Here is a 20,780-nt window from a genome sequence, read left to right on the forward strand (position 1 = left end):
TGAAGGGAAACAGAGTGACGGACAAGCGCACCGAGCGACAAGTACTGGAAGGGCTAAGCCCCGAACAACTGGCGCTGCTCAAGCGAGTGTTGGAAATCGAACGGGCCAAGCTGCACATCACGGCCTACGACGCAACCGACGACTTGCTGGCCGCAGTGAAGGAGATCATCCCGTGAAGCTCCAATCCATCACGCTAACGAACTTCCGACAGTTCAGAGGAACGCAGACCCTCGACCTCACATCGGATGCCATCAAGCCCGTGACGCTGGTCTTTGGCGCAAACGGTGCTGGGAAGACGACGCTGCTCAATGCCTTCACGTGGGGGCTCTACGGGAACATGTCCGAAGACGTCGAACAGCAGCACCGGATTATTACCGACAGTGTCTGGCGAGCGTTGCCTATCGGGGATTCGATCGAGGTAGCGGTCGAGATCCACTTCGACCACGAGGGTCAAGACTACCGGATCCGGCGAAGCGGTCACCTCCGGAAGGAGTCGGACCACCAGGGTCCGTTGTCGCCCACCCTGCAGCTGTGGACGACGAGAGCCGACGGCTCGTCCGAAGTGGTGGACGCCCCGCAGGAAAAGATCCTCACCATCCTGCCCGTCGGCGTCAGCCGATTCTTCTTCTTCAACGGTGAGCGAATCGAGAATCTGGTCAAGAAGGGCGCCTACGCCGAAGTTCAGAAGGACATCAAAGTGCTGCTCGACCTGGAACAGGTAGAGCGCGCCATCACCCATCTTCCGAAGGTCAACCGCAAGCTGACCGACGAGCTTAAGAAGCATGGTGGCGATACAGCGAGTGCCATACAGGATGCGATCGATTCGCTCACGGAAAGGCAGACAAAGGCCAAGGATGAGTTAGCGGTCATCGACGGCGACATCGCCTCCCTGGCGGAGGAGCGCGACAGCACCTTGGAATTGCTGCGTCAGCATAATGAGGCCGCGCCGATCCAGTCTGAACGCGACTCCGTTTCAGCGGAGCTCAACGAAGCGCGAGCCGCCCGCGATGCGGCCATCATTGAGCGATCCCTGTTAGTTGGCACAAAGGGCTTCCAGGCATTCACGGAAGAACTCGGCGAGAAGACAAAGGCAATGGCCGACAACCTCTATCGGAAGGGAGCATTGCCTGCGCCGCTTAAACGCGAGTTCGTCGATCAGTTGCTCGATGAAAGGGCGTGCATCTGCGGCACACCCCTGACCGAACACAGCGCTCCGTGGGACCATGTGAAGGAATGGCGTCAGAGAGCAGGACTTCAAGCAGTAGAGACCGCTTGGCAGCAACTCAGCGGACAGATCGCTCCGCTTGCGGATGCTCGCGGAACACTCAGGGACGCTCTCAGTGCGCAGCTGGATCGTATCGCCACTGAGCGAGAACGTGTTTCACGGCTTGAGGCGCGCAAATCGGAACTTGACGGCAAGCTCAAAGATAGCCGACTGGAGGACGTCCAGCGGCTGGAGTCGAAACGAATCGATCTCGATGCCCGCATCGCGGCGAAGAACCAACGCAAGGGATCGATCGCGTCCGAACTAGTTTCGGTCGCTAAGGAGATCGAGCAGAAGTCGAGAGACCGTTCGCGGGCGGAGGTGACTGACGAGCTGGCACAGAAAGCCCGTTCTCGTTCCGAGTTGGTGCTTGCTGTAAAGAAGGCACTCGAGGAGATCTTGGCCTTCCGCGAGGAGGACATGCGCCAGCGACTCGATGCCGAAGTAAAGGAGGTGTTCAAGGGAATTACCTTCAAGCCCTATGTGCCCACTCTGAACGAAGGTTTCGAGCTGACCCTCCATCAGAATGTCAACGGAGTAGAGCTCCCAGTGCCCAAATCGACTGGTGAGAATCAGATTCTAAGCCTCAGCTTCGTGGCCGCAGTCTCCAAGCTTGCTCGCGAAATCCGAAAGGGCGGGCGAGCAGAGGGCGAGGCAGCAACAGACGCCGGCACATATCCGATCGTGATGGACGCTGCATTCGGCTCCCTCGATCAGGACTACCAAGAATCGGTGTCGCGAGCACTGGCGAAGATGGCACCACAGCTAGTTGTACTGGTCAGCAAGAGTCAAGGGCTCGGCAAGGTCGTTACCGAGTTGCTTCCCTACGTGAGCCATCTCGGTGTCATCGAGGCGCACACCACAGCCGCCGGCGATGTCGCTGAAGACATCGAACTTGAAGGCATGTCCTATCCATACATTCGGTCTGACGAATCCGACCACTCCGAACTGAAGGTAATCAAGTGACAACCGCACAAGGCGAGGTCCGCGCGCGGCGGCCGCAGCAACATGAAGCGCTCATGCAGGAAATGCAGAATGAGGCCAAGTTCCCGACCTATCGCGACATCCTGCTCTTCGCCGCGGCAGTCGGGTTTCATCAGCAGCGTCGTGTGTCATTCACGGCCAGCTCCGGGGATCCCATCCGTTACGAGGTACTAGCAACTCCGGGATTCAGCGACACACTGATCAACATGATCGCGGCGAATGTCGTTTCAGACGACGCGGAGATCATGGATAGCACCCGCTTGGAGGAGCGCGTCAAGATCTTCGAGGAGTTCGCGAACGGCGGTCTTGAGTACATCCAGGAGCAGATCAACGTTCGACGCCAACCAGTCGACCTCGTTGTAATCGACCTTGTGACAGAAGTTCTGGCCGATGAAGGCGGGGCGAAGCCTCTGTCGGTTGGCGAACTGCTGAGCGGGGTTACCTGGGGTTGACGTAGCCGGTATTTGTGGGCTGGCGGATGTATGGCAGCATTCCGGTTCGCAGATGGGGGTTGCTGAATATCAGTCGCCAAGCAGCTCCTCGAGACTCGTAACTGCACCATCGGCATTGTCGTCCGACAAATCATCTTCCGGCCTGACCTTGGTTACACCATCGTCGTCTGGTTGGGTCGAATCGCCGACATCGGTTCGATTATCAAACCATTGAGAAAATTCAGACTCATCGACGGCGCACCATTTTGCGAGCGCCCTCTGAAGAGACTTTTTTGCAGCCGCTTCAGCATCATTCTTCAGACCGGCTGCCGCCTGCCCAGGATTGCTGGTCGCTAGCGCTTTTAAGTGTTGCTCGGATAGTAGGTTGAAGTAGAAGCTCCGACCCCTGTTGCGCTTCTGATCAAAAACAACCTTGTCCGGAACCCATGCAGCAATATGAGGCCAAACCGCGTCAGAGGATAAGATCTCTAACCAGAAATAGCGGAAATAGACGGCTTGAAGCGCATCCATGTTCTGGATCTGATTCAGGGGATGCGTTACCTCTGCCTTATTCAACGCCAAACGTCGATCAGCAGCTTTTCCATGATCTTGATCAAAATAATTGTTCAGGCCATCGACCATTGCCGCCGCCAGAATGGGCAACTCGTCCAGCACGGCAGCGTTGGCATCTTTACGGAGCTCCCAAAGTGTACCCAAACTGAGCAATAGGCCCAGCTGACAAGCTTGGGTATTTAGCACGGCATACGCAGCTTTCGATTTCTTTAGCAAGCCGTCCGACGCCCCGCCCATATACTGATTTGCACGATAGCTCTCAAATACTCCCTCTCGCTTCAGAATGGCCTCCCAAGCCACCACCACGTCGGATTTTTGCCCCTTCGCTCCGTTCGACAGATAATGTTCATAGCTATCTTTTAAGGTCCAGTACACGCCTACACCACCGAACAATGCATCATACGCAAGAGTTAGCGATGTCTCGTCTCGATGCCAGTTGTCTTTCAACTCTTGTAGCGCATCGACATGTGCCGAATACGGGCGGACAGACGATAGCAACAAAAGAAAGGACTCTCCCCAAGTCGCTGCGAAACGATCCGAGATCTTATCGACCTGCCCCAGAGGAAAATCTTCATTACCGAGCTCGTCACGCCGATATGTGTAACCACCATCCTCAAATTGATTCGGAAACAGTGAGTCGGTCTGAAGTTGTTCCCGCATACAAGCATCGCGGTCAATTTTATTGGGACGCCCTCGCGACTTTCGCACATCCACATTCGAAAGCAATTTAGCGGGTCCAAATATGCACCAGTCAACCGCTTCTTTCAAGAGGTGAATGTTGGTGACCACAGACCATCTTGCAGGCCTGCTAGTATTTACAATGGGATTGTCATACTCGACTGCTATTAGTGGCAGTAACCGATCTGTGTCATCGGAACGAAGTTCACTCAACATTCTACGAGTTAGAATGTTGGTAAGTTCTGCATCCGACAGAAGAATAATGCGCGACTCAGACGGCGGTCGGGCTTCTCGGTTCACGTCAACAAATAGTTTTCGTGCAGCCTCGTGAGCCCGAGCATTTTCGCCAGTTTCAGCAGGCAACCAGCACACAGCCACAGGCACTTCGATCGAAGCTAGATCGAGCGCTCCTTGACCACCCTTTTTAAGTTGCTTGGTAACTTCATTTTCATAAAAGGAGCGATACTTGGCCCCTGTCGAATCGGCCCAACTATTCGACAACGTCCGCTCAATAGCCAGCAGCGCCATAGCGCGATGCTGTCCGTCGAGGACCACGAGCTTTGCCTCGGTACTATTCCACCAGAGTTTTCCAACATTCACAGGATGAAGACGTCCGTCGACATCCAGTAACTGCTGTACCTTGAATGCCGACCCCGCCTTCTCCTCGCGCCACCGCGTTCCATCATCATCGACCGTGTCAGACGAGGCGCCGAGGGCAGGAAACTTCGTGGGCTTCTTATTTTTGAAGGGTAGTAAGATTGCAACAATGGGAGGAAAGAATGCCGGACCCGTCGGCTTCTTTTCAAGGAGGTACGGAATTAACTTGATGGCAACCCGATGATCGTCAAGATCCCGTTGCAGCAGTTGGTTGAAATCAAGACTGTCAGGCTCCATTATCTCACGAACCGGCGATAAGCTCTTTGTTAGCTGCCGCTCGGGCTCTGCCGAATCTTCTCCTAGGCGGGCCTTGGTTAGAACGTAAGAAACCTGCCCGGCGGGGGTATTAAAAACCCCCCATGTGCCCTGTACATAATCTCTAAATTCGAGCTTCTTACCAGCGCCAAACACCATTGATTATCGCCTCCCCAATATTGGTGAATAGATCCGGTGCAATATCCATTCAGCTGACTCAGCCATTTCACGCAATTGCTCCGAAGAAAGTTCGCTCAATTCTTCCTCGAGATCTATCACCCACACCTCAAGTCTTTCCATCGCGATATTTCTAGCTGCGGCGCGTTCACCAAAAGATTTGCCAGCTAATTTTATAGCAGCGATGTCCTCAGGATGGTCGCGAAGCCAACTCATCGCCTTACTATAGCTCTTCTTATGGTCTGTTAACCTTCGCCTCAAGTCCTCTGCTACTCCGATATACAAAGGTGTGCTGAACGTTGGGGTCGCGTGCTCTAGCAATTTAGCTACGACTTTTCTCGCTCCCGGCGTTTCAACTGCCTTCATAATCCTCGGATGCGTTTGTTGGGCCGACTCGCCACCGTCGTTATGGCCGGATGATGATCCCCCCTCTGCGAACGGAAAATCTACCGCGAGATCACCCCGCCATCGCGCCCCATAGGCGCCTTGGCCCGACAGTTGAACGGCGAGCGGTTCAAACTGTCCGCCATACCGGCATATTAGCTCCGCAAAGGGCCCGAGCGCTTCATCTCCGGTGGGACCAGGTTGAAATTGCCAATCCTGCTCAGTTGCGCGAAACGCGGCATACCAAGCGTAAATACCTGGAGCCTCCGGCGCCTCACTAACATCGAGCATCGAGTACCGGGTTGCGCCGGGATGAGTCATGAAGTCGGTCCTTGTCGATGCATAACCAGATCCGTGAGTTCGTAGTCGACACAGTCTTCCACTCTCGCGACGTTATCCTGTCACAAGTGCACTTGCCTGGACGTCAGAGAGCCGACCAGACCGTTGCCGGCCATCGTTGACGGCCGGCAACTTCCGGGCGCTACCCGTGCAAGGCGTCCGTCGCAACCTGCGTGGGCTACCCACTTGCGGGTAGAACGGGCATCAGACTGCGCTCACTCGTTCGGCTACGCGACTGTGCCCGATGTAATCAGGGCGTCTCGCACACCACTCAACTGAGCGCAAACGAGTAGGTGGCCATCCAAGCGGTCGAACCGATCACGTTTCTGGGAAAACTCGGCGGTGGTCCGGCGTCTGCACTTCAGTGGAAAGTAGGAGACCCGCGGACGGCGTTCGTTACTCGTCTCATTCGGCGGCTGTGTTAGCCAGTAAACGACGGCTTGCGCCGTTAGGGGCTGCAGTGGACCCGAGACGACGATCGAGCGCTTTTGCTGCCGTCCACGCGTTCCGGAAATACGCAATTGTTGATCCGACCATGGTCGCGTTTACGCACGAACTAATCGGTGACCACGCAGGTCAACACCTGATGTAGCCAAGATCTCCCGCCACCCTTTCAGGGTCCCAATTCGCTCAGGGTGGTCGTACAACCCCGCCCGCATTTCGGCACGCGTCAGGCGTTCGTAGAGGGCGCGCTTGGGGTCATCAACACCAAGGAACTCTTCCTTGCGATGGAGCAGCGGCGGGTTCTCGCTGCGACTGTAGTCACGCCAGTCGACGCTCAGTCGACGGAGGTTAACGGTCACCGCTGAGCGCAGTGTCGGGTGTGGATCCTTATCAAATGTCGGGTATGTCAAGTAAGAGACCTGAGGTTCAGTAACCGACAGCTTGATCATGTTGGCATGCTCGACTGTTCCAGCCAACACTCGGGCGCAGCCCTCGAATACCTGCAGCATCGGCGGGATCTCGCCCATCGCCGACCGATGGACATACAGCGCACTTGGAGTTTGCTTGCCGACCTTCGAGCTGCGCGCGTTCAGCAAAAGCAGCGCCTGGTCCCCGCAGGCGACCAGCATGCGGTCTGCTTCAAGGCAGGCCTGTTTGTAAGTGCCGAACAGTGTTCGGATATCCGTGGCTAACGAACGTTCCAACTGCGAAAAGCGCGGGCGTCTACGGAATCTGGACAACGCAACGTAGATCAATAACTCAGCTCGACGCTGGATCGTGACTTGGTCCCAATAGCCGTCATCGGTAACCTGTCGGATCAGCCGCTGAGCCCGGCCGAGCCCGCCTAGAGCTTCCCGGATTGGCTCCGTCATTTCTACGGGCAGCTCGCCCGGCCTCGGCGTGCGCGCATGTTGACTCATGAAGGTGAGGAGAGGTGCGAGCGCTTCGCGGTTAGTCTCGAACAACGTCTCCGGAGAGACACGGATCCGCGGACGGTATGCATAGACCCGCGATGCCAGGAATGACTGCACATCCGTCTCATTCCGAAACAGGTAGAAAACTCCGGGAGCCGCGGCGTAGGGATGTACGCCAAGCGAACCTTCGATCCAGGTCGCGAGTTCGGGCTGGTCATAGAACTTTTGAAATGTCCCCGAACGCGTGAGTAGTCCGTCACCCATTGGACGACCAACCAAGTCGCGGGCATCCCATGTCATTCGAGCCGAGACAATGAGCAGCCGCTCTGTCAGTCCCCACGCAGAACGCAGAGTTTCGATTCGCTCAGCTGGATTCTCGATAACGTTGATTACGTAGCCGAGGTTCACGATCGGCGCAGCCTTGCGAGGCACAGTCGGCCGGTGTGTGGGATCCCAACCGTCGGCATCGAACCCCAACGACCGCAAATGGCGAACATCGTCGCCCTTGCCACAACCGTAATCGAATACGGCACAGCCACTCTCCAACAACCCATCAGTCATTGCCCGGGCTATCGGCCGCGAAAGCGCGGTTCGCGTCAGCGCGGTCTTATGCCGAGCAACGCCAGTGACGCTCATGCGGCCGGCGGGTCGCTCAATCCCACACTCGCGAGACCGGCTACATCGGAGACACGTGGATCACCGACGAGATAGCTGATCCCCCGGTGAAGATGCAACCGGAACTGCTGGGCCAGGGTTTCGTCATCCAGCTCCAGTCCGTCTTCGTGGCAACGCAAACGAAGCAGCGCCCACAATACATCACCGTGATCGCCCCCGAAGGTTCGCCAATCCATCTCGACTGTGCTGTCGAACGCTAGTTTCAAGACGGGCGGCGGCGCAGCTTCCGCCAGTGATCGGCATAACGCCCACCGACACAGCACATTCCAATGCGCGATACCCGTCCTGCGTTTCAATGTAATCAGCTGATCACGTGCCGTCTGGGACACGCGGATATGGTCAACAGGCATGCCTCACCCCCAGAAATAGCCGTTTTCGACGGACGTCGCATTAGTGGCTGAATCGAACACGAGCTGATACGAGCGACCAACCCTTTTAGTAATCCGATCGAGCGCTTCATCATCGATCTCGGTGTCAGTCGACAGCAACACGACCTGGTGACTGGCTTGCGGGAAGTAGCGCTCAAGCAAGTGTTCACGGTGGGTGCCGTCCAACCGCCCTAGCGGCGTATCGATTACGACCGGCAGCGGCTGGCCGGCGGCCCTCGCCAAGCCCCACAGTAGCGCCACAGCCAACAGCTGACGTTCGCCTGCCGACAAATCCGTCGCCGGCAATGGACGACCGTCAGACCCCGTTAGTGAGACCGAGTGCGTCTCCGGATCGATCTGGACATCGGCGATCAGGTTTTGCTTACGTAGCAAGACATTTAGAGCCTCAAGAACCAACTGGGATATTCGACCGAGGTGTTGCCGTGTCGCAGCGACACGCAGCTGGTTCAGCGTTGCACTGACGCGATCCGCATGGTCAACCATCCTACGGTCGTCATCGGCTGCGAGATTCTCGTGAGCCACTTTGTCGAGCGCAGCCTCGTAGGCTGAGTGTGCCTTCACACGCGAATTCTGTGCTGACTGAAGCGATTCGCTCGCCAACGCAAGCGCCGCTTCGGCCCGAAGCAATGCAGTTCGAGCATCCTCACGCTGTTCCTGCAGGGGAGCCAACGCTTCAGGGTCGGGTATCGCAGCAAGCATCCGCTCCGCCTGATCCAGCTCGTCCACGATTTGCGAGCGCTGATGCACCAAATCTTGCAGCCGTCTCTTTACGCTGGGGAGATTCTCCATTGAGAGGAATTCAAGAGCAACCGGTGGACCGAACTCCACTATGGCGTCAGTTGTCGAAGACAAATCACGTTCTTGGCGATCGGCCTCCAGATAGCGCTGAACTTCTTCGATCGCCACAGCTTCGACTTTCGCAGACCTAAGCTTTCCCAGCACGGCGTCATCACGAGCAAGAAGTGCATCCGACAAGAGTGCGGCACGTTTAGCGCCCTCTTCAATGTTTACCTGGGCAATCAGCCGGTTGAGGAGGCCAGTGACCTGAAGAAGTGGTGCGCTCCCAGCCATTTCATGGCGGATCTCGTCTTCACAGCGTGCCAGACTCGCTCGCGCTTTCGCCACAGCGGCTTCGGAGGACTCATGCCGCTCAAGAAGGTCACCACCAGCAGCACGGAACGCCTCGGTTGCCTCGAAATACAGTTTTTCGTAGCGCTCGACTTCGCTGCGGCGAGCAGCTTCGGCTTCATGGCCAGACTCTTCTGCTTGGCGGAGAGCGGTGACTAGCTGCCTCTTATCATCGATCTCCTGCCCGAGGCTCTCAGGAACCTGGGCACTGCGATGCCGTCGTTTGAGCACCGCCAAATCGGTGCTGAGCCGATCAACGAGATCAAGTCCGAGGAGAGCCGCAAGCGCTGAACGGAGCACCTGGCGCGAGCGTTCTAGATCTGCAAGGGCTTCTATTTGCTCACCGTCGAAGAAGAACAGTCCAGCGATGCCGCGGGGCAAGAAGGTCTCGACATGTTCGCTCCAGGTCGAGGTCAGCGATTGGTTGTGTCTTCCATCCACCGATACGTTCAATATCTCGCGTATCGAAGCGCCGGTGCTCTTCCAGCTGCGGCGCAACCAGTAGGTGTGTGCAGCACCCTCCTGATGTGCTGTGAAGGTCAGTTCGATTGCCGCACCATCGCTGACCGGTACGCCACGGTGGATGAGACCTCGAAGGTAGTTGTCATAGCTGCCATTTCGGCGTGCCGGGCCCTGCGCTAACGGGCCATACAAAGCAAGTTGGATCGACTCCAAGATGGTGGTCTTACCTGCACCGTTGAGGCCGCCAATCAGGATTATCGGCTTCTTGGGTGACGTTGGCGTCAGGTCGATTTCGTGTCTGCCGGCGAATGTTCCCACGTTATGGAGAACGAGCTTGTTGAGGATCATGCGTCAGAGCCTGATGTGATACGCACGTATCCGTCGGCGACGTCGAGTGGATCGGGGCGCATCGCGTCGCTCTCCTCCGGAACCCGCTCCAAGGCTGCTTTGCGTTCTCGAGCTCGTGAGGCCGCGTCCGCTTCGTCGTCGTAGAAGCCTCGGCGAAGTGCCTTTTCGAGTGATTCGAACAATCCGGCGCGACGGACCTGTGCGCGGTGCCGTTGCTCAATGTCCAAGAGCTCACGCACTAGTTCAAAATGAAGGCGATCCCCACCTGCCACTTCTTGAAGCGCACTGATCATGTTCGCACCGAGGGGAAGGTGTTCGTCAAGTGGCTTTCCGGGGTACGCCTCACCCATCGCTGATTCGTAAATGCCCGGAAGGTGGTCTTCAAACTCGTGCTTGTCGACAACCCAGATGCGCCTGATTTCTTCGAGCTCAGCGGGAGTTACTAACTCCAAACTGCGCACATAATCTGGTCCGTTCTCACGGATCCACGCCTGGGCTTCCAGGAGACGCCGGAGCCAGTCCTCACGCGCTGTCTGCGTGTATGGACCAGGAATCGGCTTGTCGTGAAATAGCTGAACTGACCCGTTCATCCGGCGAAAATCCCGCAGATGACGATCATCGGCCACATCGAGGGCGTTGCGAAGCTCGAGAAGCGGCAGCATCCATTCCTTCTCCTCGTCGTTCTGAATCATCGCCGCCATCGACTTATCTTGCTCGACGAGAGTGCAAGTCCAGCAGCCGAATCGGCTGTCGCCGCAACTCGGTGTGCTGGCGTCGACGACTAACGGGCACTCGCCATCCGGGGAGGCTCCTTGATACATCGTCAGCAGTTCTTTGTTTGAGTATCCCCACGGGTTCGACGATTGCATCAGGAAAGTCCATACGTCGTCGTTCGACCAGTTCTCGACAGGCGAGTAGACGAGCGCGTTGGGCAGGGATTCATTCGGGCTCAGCAGTTCTCGAACTCTGCGTGATTCGAGCGCGGTCATTCGAGCTGACCGAACCGAGCTTTCCGCCTTGCGCGTACCGAGAACAAGTATCGCTTCACCGTGCGCCCGAACCATCTCGCGAATAAACGTGTTTGATGGCTTGATCTTCAGACGCTCTGTGCACCACCGGAACTTTGGTCGCGGCGCCGGATAGCCCTTGCCAATGAGGTTGACCCAGAACGTATCAGTGACGGCGGGCGTCAGACGGTTCGGTGTAATTGGCAGGCCTTGGGCCTTCGCCTGCTCCCCCATGACCTCGAGAGAGTGAGTGACCCAGGCGGCGACGACCGGATTCTCTACAAGGGTGTCTGTGCTGATGACATGCACGGGTTTCGTCCGCTGCGAGGGGTCGAGGCCGGCGAGTGCAAGCCAGACGATCTGCAGTACAGCGGTCGAATCCTTACCGCCCGAGTATCCGACGACCCACGGCACCCCATCGGCGAGGTAGAGCTGCTGTGTTTGAGACACCAGTGCATCGACGGTTCCCGCGAAGCCAAGGTCGTCGAAGGCCGACCTTGGGCGAATTGGCAACTTGGTCATCACTTTCCCCCTTGGGTGAAGCTATCCTCGGCGCGTTGCTCATCGGGCGGCAATGGCATTCCCAGCGTGGTCCTGATGTAGGCGGTCGTTAGTTCGACGTTCGTACGGCTCTTGCTTACCTTGCCGGCGTTTGTAGCTCGGCCTTCCCAGGTGATTGAGTTGCTGCGATGCCAATCAATGGTGCGCAGCTTCTTCAGGCGCTTCTCCCATACAGACGGCTGGGTACTTGTACGGAGGAGTGAGTTGCCGACACGACCTAGGGCGTGCAACGCAATGCTGTGTGTGTGGATAAAGTCTTGACGAACTTCGCCCGCGGAGATCTCGCCGCGGTAGACCTGTTGCCAAGCTGGGAACTGATCGGCGATCACGCGCCAATACTGGGCAGCAAGGTCAACGCGCTCCGTCAGTGAGTCGACTTCAATCTCATTGAGCAGCGCCGCAGTAGCTGTATGAAGCGCGGACAGCGTGAACAGCTTGCGCGAGCGTGGCGCAAGGTTGCTTGTCTCCATCTCGGTCAGATCACTGAGCAGCGGATTCTGCGAGACGACAAGCCGAGAGATCGCTGCCAGCGGATCTCGGTGATCGTAGAGGACCCCAATCGACTTGGCCGGTCGAATCGCGTATCGATTGAGGTCAGCGAACATCTGCTGGCATCGATCCAACCCGATGTCGATATACATCACGATCGCGATGGTCTCGTCACCAAGCGCGGGGTTCTCGGCGAGCGCTTGTTGTATGGCCGCTCGGCGATGTTGGCCATCGTTAATCACAAAGGTGGCGGACCACGGAATCGTGAGAGTACCGACGCGTTCCGCGGGACCATTGCTTCCGGCGATGGACTCGAAGCGTACGTCCGCGTTCACTGATGCGGTCAATGCGGAGAAGATGTAGCTGGTCGGGTTGTCAATGATGTACCGCGCTATCTCCGGCACTCGCGCCTTGTTGAGTTGACGTTGTGCACGCATCTCTGGGGGCAATTCTTCCTCGTTGAACAGGAAGAGACGTGGGATCAGCCGCAGCGGACACATCGTGACGTAGTACTCACGTCCAGCCTGGACACCGCGTATCGCAGGAAATACGTACTTGAACTCATCGAGCGCGCCACCGTCGATCGAGTGTTGCGGAGCGGCTACCTCAGGCTGAGCCATGTGTTCGTCCTACCATGTATGGATCAGAACTTCCAAACAAAACGCGGATCTGGTTCCGAACAATTGTCCGTACCCGGAGCTACGCTGCTGCCATGACGGTAACGATCGCCACCGACAAGCCCTCTGATCCAGCCGGACAGTCGTCGCTACGCCCGGTGTACCTGGACTTCAATGCCACCACCCCCGTCGACGAAAGGGTGGCCAAGGAGGTGATGGCATACCTGTCCTATGAGTTCGGCAACGCTGGCAGCCGTACCCATACCTACGGGCAGGTCGCAAAAGAGCGGGTCCACCGAGCCCGTGCAGAGGTAGCCGCAGTTGTCTCCGCAAAGTCTGATGAAGTGGTCTTTACCAGCGGCGCGACGGAGAGCAACAACATCGCAATTCTCGGTCTCGAGAGCCATGGGATCGCAACGAGCAAGCGCCACATCATCTCAACTCAAATCGAACATAAGGCTGTACTGGAACCACTAGAAGTTCTGCGCAAGCGGGGATTTGACGTTGAGCTTCTTCCCCCAAACAAGGGCGGCTGGGTCTCGGCGGATCGAGTTGAGGCGGCGGTTCGCGAAGACACGCTGCTCGTCAGCGTCATGGCCGTGAATAACGAAACTGGGGTAATTCAGCCGGTCAACGAGATCGCCTCAGTGCTCGCAAATCACGAGGCGTACTTTCATGTCGACGCGGCACAAGCCTTTGGCAAACTGATTGATCTGCTTCGCGAGCCCCGCATCGACCTAATATCATTGTCCGGGCACAAGATTGGCGCACCCAAGGGAATCGGGGCGCTCATCGCTCGCAGGCGAGGGTTCAAACGTCCGCCGCTTGAACCCCTTATGTATGGAGGCGGACAAGAACGTGGTCTCCGACCTGGAACCCTTCCCGTCGCACTCGTCGCCGGGCTTGGTCTCGCCGCGAAACTTGCCGCAGAGGAGTCCGCTGAACGAACACGCGTGTGCCAAGACACCAAGCGTGAACTGCTCGATGCCCTTGAGCCCCTGGGCATTGCCCTTAACGGAGATCCTTCACGAACCATCGCGAGCGCACTTAACTTCTCAGTGCCAGGCATCGACTCTGAAGCTGCAATTGTCGCCCTCAAGGATGTTGTCGCTATCTCGAATGGCTCGGCCTGCACATCTCAAAGTTACGAACCGAGTCATGTTCTCACTGCCGCAGGGCTGTCAGATGACAGAATTGCCGGCGCGCTCAGAGTATCGTGGGGAGCCGAAACCAACGACGTGCCGCTTGCCGAAATGGCACGCAGGCTCGCATCATTACGATGAGTGATATGTGGTTCGCGAGCATATTCTACGCCAGAACAGTTAGCACCAATGTCGCTTATCGGAGCAGCCTGGTAGCAATAAACCCAACTATCGCATCGTCTCGGAGTGCTGCCAGCAATGTTCCGCCTAGGACCCTTCCTTCTCGCTCAGAGATCGATCCGGGTAGTTCATAGAAAACTTCGTAACGGAATCCGGTTGCGGCTTGAGACTGGCAGCCGCCGAAAACTCTACGAACGTCGCAAGAACCGCGTGAATTCCTCACACTAGAAACTACCCGCACCAGCGCACCCGAGGCATCGAGCCGGCGAAAGCTCTCAGTGTCCAGCCCACCGACTCGCGAGGATGACAAGAGAACTTCATCCTCAACGCTGCGCACTCGAACTGCCCATTTTATGTCTAACTCATGAGCTTGACGCACCGCATCCGCCTCAATTGCAGGAATCACAGCGTTACGAATTGCTTCGAGGCCGGCAAGTGCAAGCTGGCGGGATACTCTCACCCTTTCAGCGCTCAGCTCGCTGTGCGCAATAAAAAAGGACACCATCTGACCTGTTTGGGATATCAGTAAAAGACCAAGCACGAGCATGTAAATCCAGGCCGGCAAACCCTTCATAATCAGCGGAATGCCCGCCAAGAGCGCTGCACAAGTCAGCCCTACGGCCGATAACGCTATATAAACTGCCGGTCGCAGCAGGAACTTCTTCATGCTCAACCCGGCAGAAGGTCCAATGTCTGCGCGCGGTAAAATTGCGCAGCCATCTTCGCGTCTTGACAAATAACATTGAAAGCATCAGCACGTTCAAACTCATCTTTAATGTCGAACGGGTCGCCGTTTTCGACAGCACTCTGCTGACGGGACACCGCCCACTTGACCAATGTCATTACCACAAGTTGATGCAGCGGGCGATATATGCTGCCGCCGTTCCGAGCGTCAAGCGCTATTTCATACGCGCGCCGAGGTTCAAGCGTGCCGTAGCGGCGCTCCAAGAGAAAGTACGCCAGGGCCGTTCCATGCGCTGCGAATTGGTTTCGTGCTCGCATGAATAGCAGGCGCGTTTCCTCGCCGAAGTCCGCAAAAATCTCCATCCGTAATGCGGCTTTTGGCTTGTTCAATAGCGAGTAGTAGAAAGCGAAGAGTTGGTGCGCCAGCACATACATCTCAACACGGATAGATTCGTCGAAAATCCTGCCGTAAAGCGATGTCGAGTCGAAGATAGTGGCTTTGGTGGTGATCGATTTCGCCGGGTACCCAATCATTGCGCGGTAACGCTGACCAAGATCTTCTTTGGTGATTACATCAAGGTACCGCTTTTTTTCCGATACCGACAGCGATGCAAAACTGTTACGACGACGCTCATAAAACCAATTATCCGGAAGTCTGCGCAGATCAGCGTCTATCCGAATCTGCAGCGGGTCGTGTGCCTTCAGATCAGCGCTGCTAACCGGATTCTGTCGATTTGTGGCCTCCGAGATCTTCCGAGCGAGCTCGGTACCCTCTGCAATTGACTTGTCCACCACCATGACGCGCGTGAGAACGTTTACGGCGCCGGGAGTGATATTCTCGATATTATCACCAAGGGTAAGGGCGGTCTGTGCGCCATTTACGATCTGTGGGTTGCGCAGAGATACACGGCTATCGTCATGCGACGAAATCGCCTCGCACACGATCGTCAAGCCATTATTCAGGACAAGGAACTGCGCCTGGATAGCGGGGTTAGTAGCAGTCTCCGCGATCGCATCGTTGATCTTTGTCTTGCGGAGCTGGTATCGGACGTTCATATCTACTAGTCGTGCACGATACAACTGGGCGGCTTCTGCGAGCGAATGCCCGTCGACCACCACAACCCCGTAGGAAGTAAGCCCCTCAACCGCCGGTGTCGGCACATCGAGGAACGCACCAACAGTCGTGAAAGGGACGTCCAGACCCGAGAGATCACGAACGGTGTCGCGCTCTGTGCCCTCACTGTCGAGGCGACCCAGATCCCACAGCTCTCCCTGAACGCGGAGATCTGAAGTGTCTGACGAAACTGCCCCAACAGCTGACTGAAGCGACGGACTAGCACTGCCCATAACTACGACTTGGAGCACCAGGTCCGCATCGCCAGACAGCGCCGCTCGGACCTGCTCTGCCTTCTTCTCGAACTCCCCGCCAAGCTCCGCGGCATAAATAGGGCTCAGCATGCGGCTAAGACCAGTATCAAGTTCGCTAAGGGCGGTGGCATCGAAGGACACCGAATCACTCTCAGCGAACTTACACTGGAGCAAGTAGACGACACCGTCAGCTTCGTCGATCACTACACCGTCTACGCCACCATCCCCTGTGCCCGCCGCCCCACGCGTTGCAGCACACGCGATGGCCTCGTCATGCGTCAGTCGATGTAGGAATGCGATGCTCCAGATCGCAAATGCGTCTCCAGCGTTGGCCAGGCCAGGATAATTCTCTTGTATCTCTCCGACCTCGCGTCTAATGAGGTCCGCCATCGAACTCTTGGACACGCACTCCCCCTAATTGCGACTAATTGTGACGTCGAGAGTATCGGTACACGTCCGCCTTCTGGAACCCCGGAAGTCACTGGCGTCATGCAGCGTTTTTGAAGCAACCTTGCCGCACAGGCGATATCACGCCACCGCAGCCCGCGCCCCCAGATACACCTCAGTGGGCATTGCCTGGCGCAAGCGCCATGTGATCGCCATCGGCCGGTCTCCTTCGTGGGTGACGTATTCGGCCGGCCCGAGGAAGATGTACGGTGCGGCACCGAACGCGTTGGTCTTAGTCTCCCGCACGAACAGCAGGATGTGGGACCCCCGCTCGCGGTGGTGAATGTAGCGCTGCCCGGTCGGCGAGGCCGACGAGGTCGTCGACTGCGACTCCCAATGGAACAGCTCCGGGCTCAGCGCGAAGTCCCGATACATGGTCGTCGGCGAGTAGTCGGTGTCGGACTTCTTCAGCGTGATCAGGAAGGCGTCCGAGTTGACGGCCGGGCACCACGCCACTCCCTCCCGCATGGTGCTGGGTGTCCGTTTCTGCGACGCAAAGCCCATCCCGGCCAGGATCTCCTCCCGCGAGTAACTGGCGTGCAGCGCGAGCGGAACGTCGGCGAATTCGGCCCCCATGTCCGACAAGTCATAGGTACTGCGATGTGCACCGTCGAACGCAATGTCGATCACCTGCCGCATCTCGTCAGCCACGGCTTCGTCCCGTAGCACGTCGAGTCCTTGTGTGACACTGCCGAATCCGCCGCCGTTGGGGAACAGGGAGTAGAACAGCATCGCCCCAAGCCGCTCTTCAGTCACCCCTTCCTCTGCGCGGCAATTCTGCAGGAGCGCGCTGTACGCCTTCCAACGCCGGCGGTCATCCACGTGTGTCAATGCCTTCACGCGCTTTATCAACTCGTTCTCTCGCGGTCCCGGGTTCTCCCCCAGCTTCGCGGCATCGCGACACAGCGTCGTCCACGACCGATCCGTGCGCAGGATGTCTTCGAGCCCACGCCCGGACTCATCCAGGTACGAGGCCAGCCGATCGTCGGAATGTGCGCGGATTTCCGAGATGAGCGCTGCCTTCTTCGGTGACGTCTGCTGGCGCACGTTCTCCAACACCAGCTCGCGTGCCACCTCGTCCAGCACGATCTGGCTCCCGGACGGTAGAAACGGAAACCCCTCCTTGACTTGCTTTTCCAGTTGCTTGCGCCCCAGCCCGGTCAATGCCCGGAACCGTTGATCGAAGCGGAACTCCTTGCGTTGATGCCCGACGAAATCGAGGGCCGTCAACACCGACTTGCCAGGCGCAAGCCGCAGTCCGCGACCGAGTTGTTGCAGGAAAACCGTCGCGCTCTCGGTGGGACGCAGAAACAGCACGGTGTCGACCAGCGGGATGTCCAGGCCCTCGTTGAACAGGTCAACCGTGAACAACACGTTGATCTCCCGATTGCGCAGCGCCGCTAACGCCGCGCGTCGCTCGGTACTGTCGTCGAGGCCAACCACGGCGCGTGCGGGAATGCCGGCGGCGGCAAACTGATCAGCCATGTATCGGGCATGGTCGACGCTCACACAGAACCCCAGGGCCCGCATCGACCCGACATCAGCGACCTTGTCCTGCAACTGGTCCAGCACGATGCGGGTGCGGGCGTCGTTGCCCGTGTAGACGGCGCTCAACTCGGTCAGATCGTAACCACCGCGCTTCCACTGCAGGGTCTCGAGGTCGGTGCCGTCGTGAATGCCGAAGTAGTGGAACGGGCACAGCAGGTTCTGTTCGAGGGCATCCCACAACCGCAACTCCGCGGCCACCCGTCCTCCGAAGAACGACCGGACGTCGATGCCGTCACCCCGCTCCGGGGTCGCGGTCAATCCGAGCAGTTCCATCGGCGCAATGTGGTCAAGGAGGCGGCGGTATGAGGCTGCTTGTGCGTGATGGAATTCGTCGATCACCACGATGTCGAAATGGTCCGGCTCGATCGTGGAAAGTCGGTCCGGGGTGAGGGATTGGATGCTGGCGAATACGTGACGCCAGCGTTTGGGCTGATCGCCGTCGACCAGCAGCTCACCGAACAACGGGTCGGTGAGCACTTCCTGGTACATCCGCCGCGCCTGTTGCAGGATCTCCTTGCGGTGGGCCACGAACAGCAGCGTCAGTTCCCGGCCATGGACCTCCCGCACCAATCGGCGATAGTCCAGCGCAGCGATCACGGTCTTACCCGTCCCAGTGGCCGCGACGATGAGGTTGCGGTGCCGATCATGAAGGACGCGTTCGGCGTCGAGCTGCTCGAGCAACTCAGCTTGATATGGCTTGGCCGTGACCTCGAGACCAGACAGGGTGATCGTCAGAGAATCACGCTGCTTCTTGCCGGAGGCAATCTCCAATGCCCCACGCAGCTTGTCGCCGTCCTCGCTGGGTCGGTACGGTTCGAATTCGCGGTTCTCCCAGTAGGAGTCGAAGGTGGCGCGGAACTTCTCCAGCAAGTGTGGGGTGGAGATGGCCGATAGGCGCACGTTCCATTCCAGCCCGTCGACCAGGGCCGCGTGCGACAAGTTGGATGATCCGACGTAGGCGGTGTGAAAGCCGGTGTTGCGGCGCAGCAACCACGCCTTGGCGTGCAAGCGCGTACGGTCAGTTTCGTAGTTGATCCGGACTTCGGCACCGAACTCGTTAACCAAGGCGTCCAGGGCACGCGCGTCGGTAGCACCGAGGTAGGTCGTGGTGATGACGCGGAGCGGAACCCCGCGTTCACGCAATTCCGTGAGCTCACGTTCGAGCAGCCGCAGACCCTGCCACTTGACGAACGCACACAGCAGATCGACGTGGTCGGCGCTGGCGAGTTCAGCTCGTAACTCCGCCGCGAGCGTCGGCTCATTGCGAGCATTAGTCATCAGCGCCGCGTCGGACAGCGGTGTTGCTGGACGTGGAAGCTGGCGAGCTCCCAGACTTTTCGGACTTACCGCATCGAGGCGACGGATCTTGGTGGGATCATCCTGAAACAGGTTCTCCTGCATAGCATCGACATCACCCAGAACCTCGAGCAGGTTCCGCAGGAGCCTGGCACGCGCTTCGGCATTGCCGGCGACCTTGAGCTGCCGTTCGATGAGTGGGGCCAGGTGACGGGTAATCGTCAATGCCTGCTCGGAGTCATCGACCACGCTGAGCAAAGGTTGCAGGTCGTCGCGCTCAGCCGAGGCAGCATTGAGCCGATCAGTGAGGAGAGATTCGTATAGTCCGGCGTCCACGCCCGGAGGGTAACGCGGTGGGAAGACACTCGACAGAAACTCGCCGGTGCCGGCGCTACGCACCGGCTCGAATGCGGAACCTTTCGTTAGCATTCGTCGGGTTCGGCGGGCAGTTCAAGCTAGCTGAATGCCCGGGTGGTCGCGCTACCTGAGATCGAACTGTCCGTCACACAACCGCTCTGAAGCCCGCGAGTCCATCAGCTCGGCGCGGTCCTCGGGGTGTCGCCAGTAGTGCCGCACCATCCAGTAGAGCGGCACGCCCGTCGGGACATAAAGGCTCAAGCCGCCGATAACCTTCTCGCTGCCATCTCGTAGGCACAGCACCACCGACCTACCGGCATTCTTGCCGTCCTTGGTCTCCGAATGATCCTTGACGTCGACAATGTCATCCCACTCCACCGCCCTGGTCTTGATGACATCGGCGATCTCAATCATTGCCGGGCTGAATTTGAGGTATCCGACGCCTCCGCGCCGCACCCAGCTGATGATGCCGATGACCGCGAGCACGGCAGCTGCGATGAACAGCGCAGGCGAGAAGATTTGGAGCCCTCGCGACATGGGAAGGTCGATCGCGCCGCGCGGTATGAAGAACGCGAGCAGCAGTGCCGACGGGCCGATCGCCGCGAGTCCTGTCAGATACAGCATGCTGAACCGCTTATCCGGCCACACGGTGAACCCGGTTGCGTCGCTGGAGGTCCGCGTCCGGGTCTTGCCGGCCGCCGCCAACAGCAGCGCCGCCATCATCAGCACTGGAAACGTAACGAATCCGAAAATCAAAATCGTCGTCAAGTAGTTGCCGCGCAGGCCGGCAAGGATGCCTCGGACAACGAAGTAGACCATCCCCACGGAGACGACCAGTCCCGCCCACAACATGGGCTTGCCAGCTTTGACCCAGTTCGCTGGTTCGGGGAGGTTCAGTTCGGACACAAAGCCTCCCCGGCAAACTCGCCCATTTCTGCGCCACCGAAATGGTTGAGGCCCCGAAGACCGGTCACCCTGTCAA

15 protein-coding genes are annotated in these 20,780 nt (G+C 58.0%); 4 read left to right on the forward strand and 11 right to left on the reverse strand.

All coding sequences use genetic code 11. The features are described 5' to 3' along the window. Window positions 1-14: 14 nt before the first annotated feature. The 3 genes from BKG60_RS32165 to BKG60_RS27975 are packed head-to-tail and all read left to right on the forward strand — an operon-like array spanning window position 15 to window position 2,700. Window positions 15-176, forward strand: coding sequence for a hypothetical protein (locus BKG60_RS32165; RefSeq protein ID WP_158070598.1), 162 nt, complete (start codon window positions 15-17; stop codon window positions 174-176). Beyond that, window positions 173-2,230, forward strand: a complete 2,058-nt coding sequence (locus tag BKG60_RS27970) for an AAA family ATPase (protein WP_070946303.1) — start codon at window positions 173-175, stop codon at window positions 2,228-2,230. The genes BKG60_RS32165 and BKG60_RS27970 overlap by 4 nt, the downstream gene beginning before the upstream one ends. Next, entirely contained in the window at window positions 2,227-2,700 is a 474-nt protein-coding gene (locus tag BKG60_RS27975) for a DNA phosphorothioation-associated protein 4 (protein WP_070946304.1), read from the forward strand. The genes BKG60_RS27970 and BKG60_RS27975 overlap by 4 nt, the downstream gene beginning before the upstream one ends. Before the next feature lie 69 nt (window positions 2,701-2,769). On the opposite strand, the gene BKG60_RS27980 is transcribed toward BKG60_RS27975, so the two are convergent. The 7 genes from BKG60_RS27980 to dndB form a co-directional block, all read right to left on the reverse strand. After that, entirely contained in the window at window positions 2,770-5,001 is a 2,232-nt protein-coding gene (locus tag BKG60_RS27980; RefSeq protein ID WP_070946305.1) for a ParB N-terminal domain-containing protein, read from the reverse strand. A 3-nt stretch (window positions 5,002-5,004) separates the two neighbouring features. After that, window positions 5,005-5,724 (reverse strand): hypothetical protein, encoded by a 720-nt coding sequence (locus tag BKG60_RS31795; protein WP_131823418.1) that lies wholly within the window; start codon window positions 5,722-5,724, stop codon window positions 5,005-5,007. 563 nt (window positions 5,725-6,287) lie between these two features. After that, window positions 6,288-7,736: a DNA phosphorothioation-associated putative methyltransferase gene (locus tag BKG60_RS27985; RefSeq protein ID WP_070946306.1), complete on the reverse strand. Its 1,449-nt coding sequence runs from the start codon at window positions 7,734-7,736 to the stop codon at window positions 6,288-6,290. Beyond that, a complete protein-coding gene (gene dndE / locus BKG60_RS27990; RefSeq protein ID WP_070946307.1) occupies window positions 7,733-8,125 on the reverse strand; it encodes a DNA sulfur modification protein DndE in 393 nt (130 codons plus the stop codon). The genes BKG60_RS27985 and dndE overlap by 4 nt, the downstream gene beginning before the upstream one ends. Before the next feature lie 3 nt (window positions 8,126-8,128). Further along, window positions 8,129-10,102: a DNA sulfur modification protein DndD gene (gene dndD, locus BKG60_RS27995; protein ID WP_070946308.1), complete on the reverse strand. Its 1,974-nt coding sequence runs from the start codon at window positions 10,100-10,102 to the stop codon at window positions 8,129-8,131. Next, window positions 10,099-11,634: a DNA phosphorothioation system sulfurtransferase DndC gene (gene dndC / locus BKG60_RS28000; RefSeq protein ID WP_120765050.1), complete on the reverse strand. Its 1,536-nt coding sequence runs from the start codon at window positions 11,632-11,634 to the stop codon at window positions 10,099-10,101. Before dndC ends, dndD begins: the two co-directional genes overlap by 4 nt. Beyond that, entirely contained in the window at window positions 11,631-12,779 is a 1,149-nt protein-coding gene (gene dndB / locus BKG60_RS28005) for a DNA sulfur modification protein DndB (protein WP_070946310.1), read from the reverse strand. Before dndB ends, dndC begins: the two co-directional genes overlap by 4 nt. Before the next feature lie 92 nt (window positions 12,780-12,871). Between dndB and dndA the strand changes: the two genes are divergently transcribed. Next, on the forward strand, window positions 12,872-14,059 hold the full coding sequence (dndA, locus tag BKG60_RS28010) for a cysteine desulfurase DndA (RefSeq protein WP_070946311.1): 1,188 nt from the start codon (window positions 12,872-12,874) through the stop codon (window positions 14,057-14,059). Window positions 14,060-14,114: 55 nt separating this feature from the next. Here the strand turns inward: dndA and BKG60_RS31800 are convergent, their stop codons facing one another. The 4 genes from BKG60_RS31800 to BKG60_RS28025 form a co-directional block, all read right to left on the reverse strand. Continuing rightward, a complete protein-coding gene (locus tag BKG60_RS31800) occupies window positions 14,115-14,765 on the reverse strand; it encodes a hypothetical protein (protein ID WP_131827537.1) in 651 nt (216 codons plus the stop codon). Window positions 14,766-14,767: 2 nt separating this feature from the next. Further along, on the reverse strand, window positions 14,768-16,555 hold the full coding sequence (locus tag BKG60_RS28015) for an AIPR family protein (protein WP_075910234.1): 1,788 nt from the start codon (window positions 16,553-16,555) through the stop codon (window positions 14,768-14,770). Between the two features lie 123 nt (window positions 16,556-16,678). Next, window positions 16,679-19,777, reverse strand: coding sequence for a DEAD/DEAH box helicase (locus BKG60_RS28020; RefSeq protein ID WP_070946896.1), 3,099 nt, complete (start codon window positions 19,775-19,777; stop codon window positions 16,679-16,681). Between the two features lie 144 nt (window positions 19,778-19,921). Beyond that, a complete protein-coding gene (locus BKG60_RS28025) occupies window positions 19,922-20,704 on the reverse strand; it encodes a hypothetical protein (protein ID WP_070946890.1) in 783 nt (260 codons plus the stop codon). Between the last annotated feature and the right edge of the window lie 76 nt (window positions 20,705-20,780).

This window comes from Mycobacterium syngnathidarum, assembly GCF_001942625.1.
GTDB lineage: Bacteria > Actinomycetota > Actinomycetes > Mycobacteriales > Mycobacteriaceae > Mycobacterium > Mycobacterium syngnathidarum.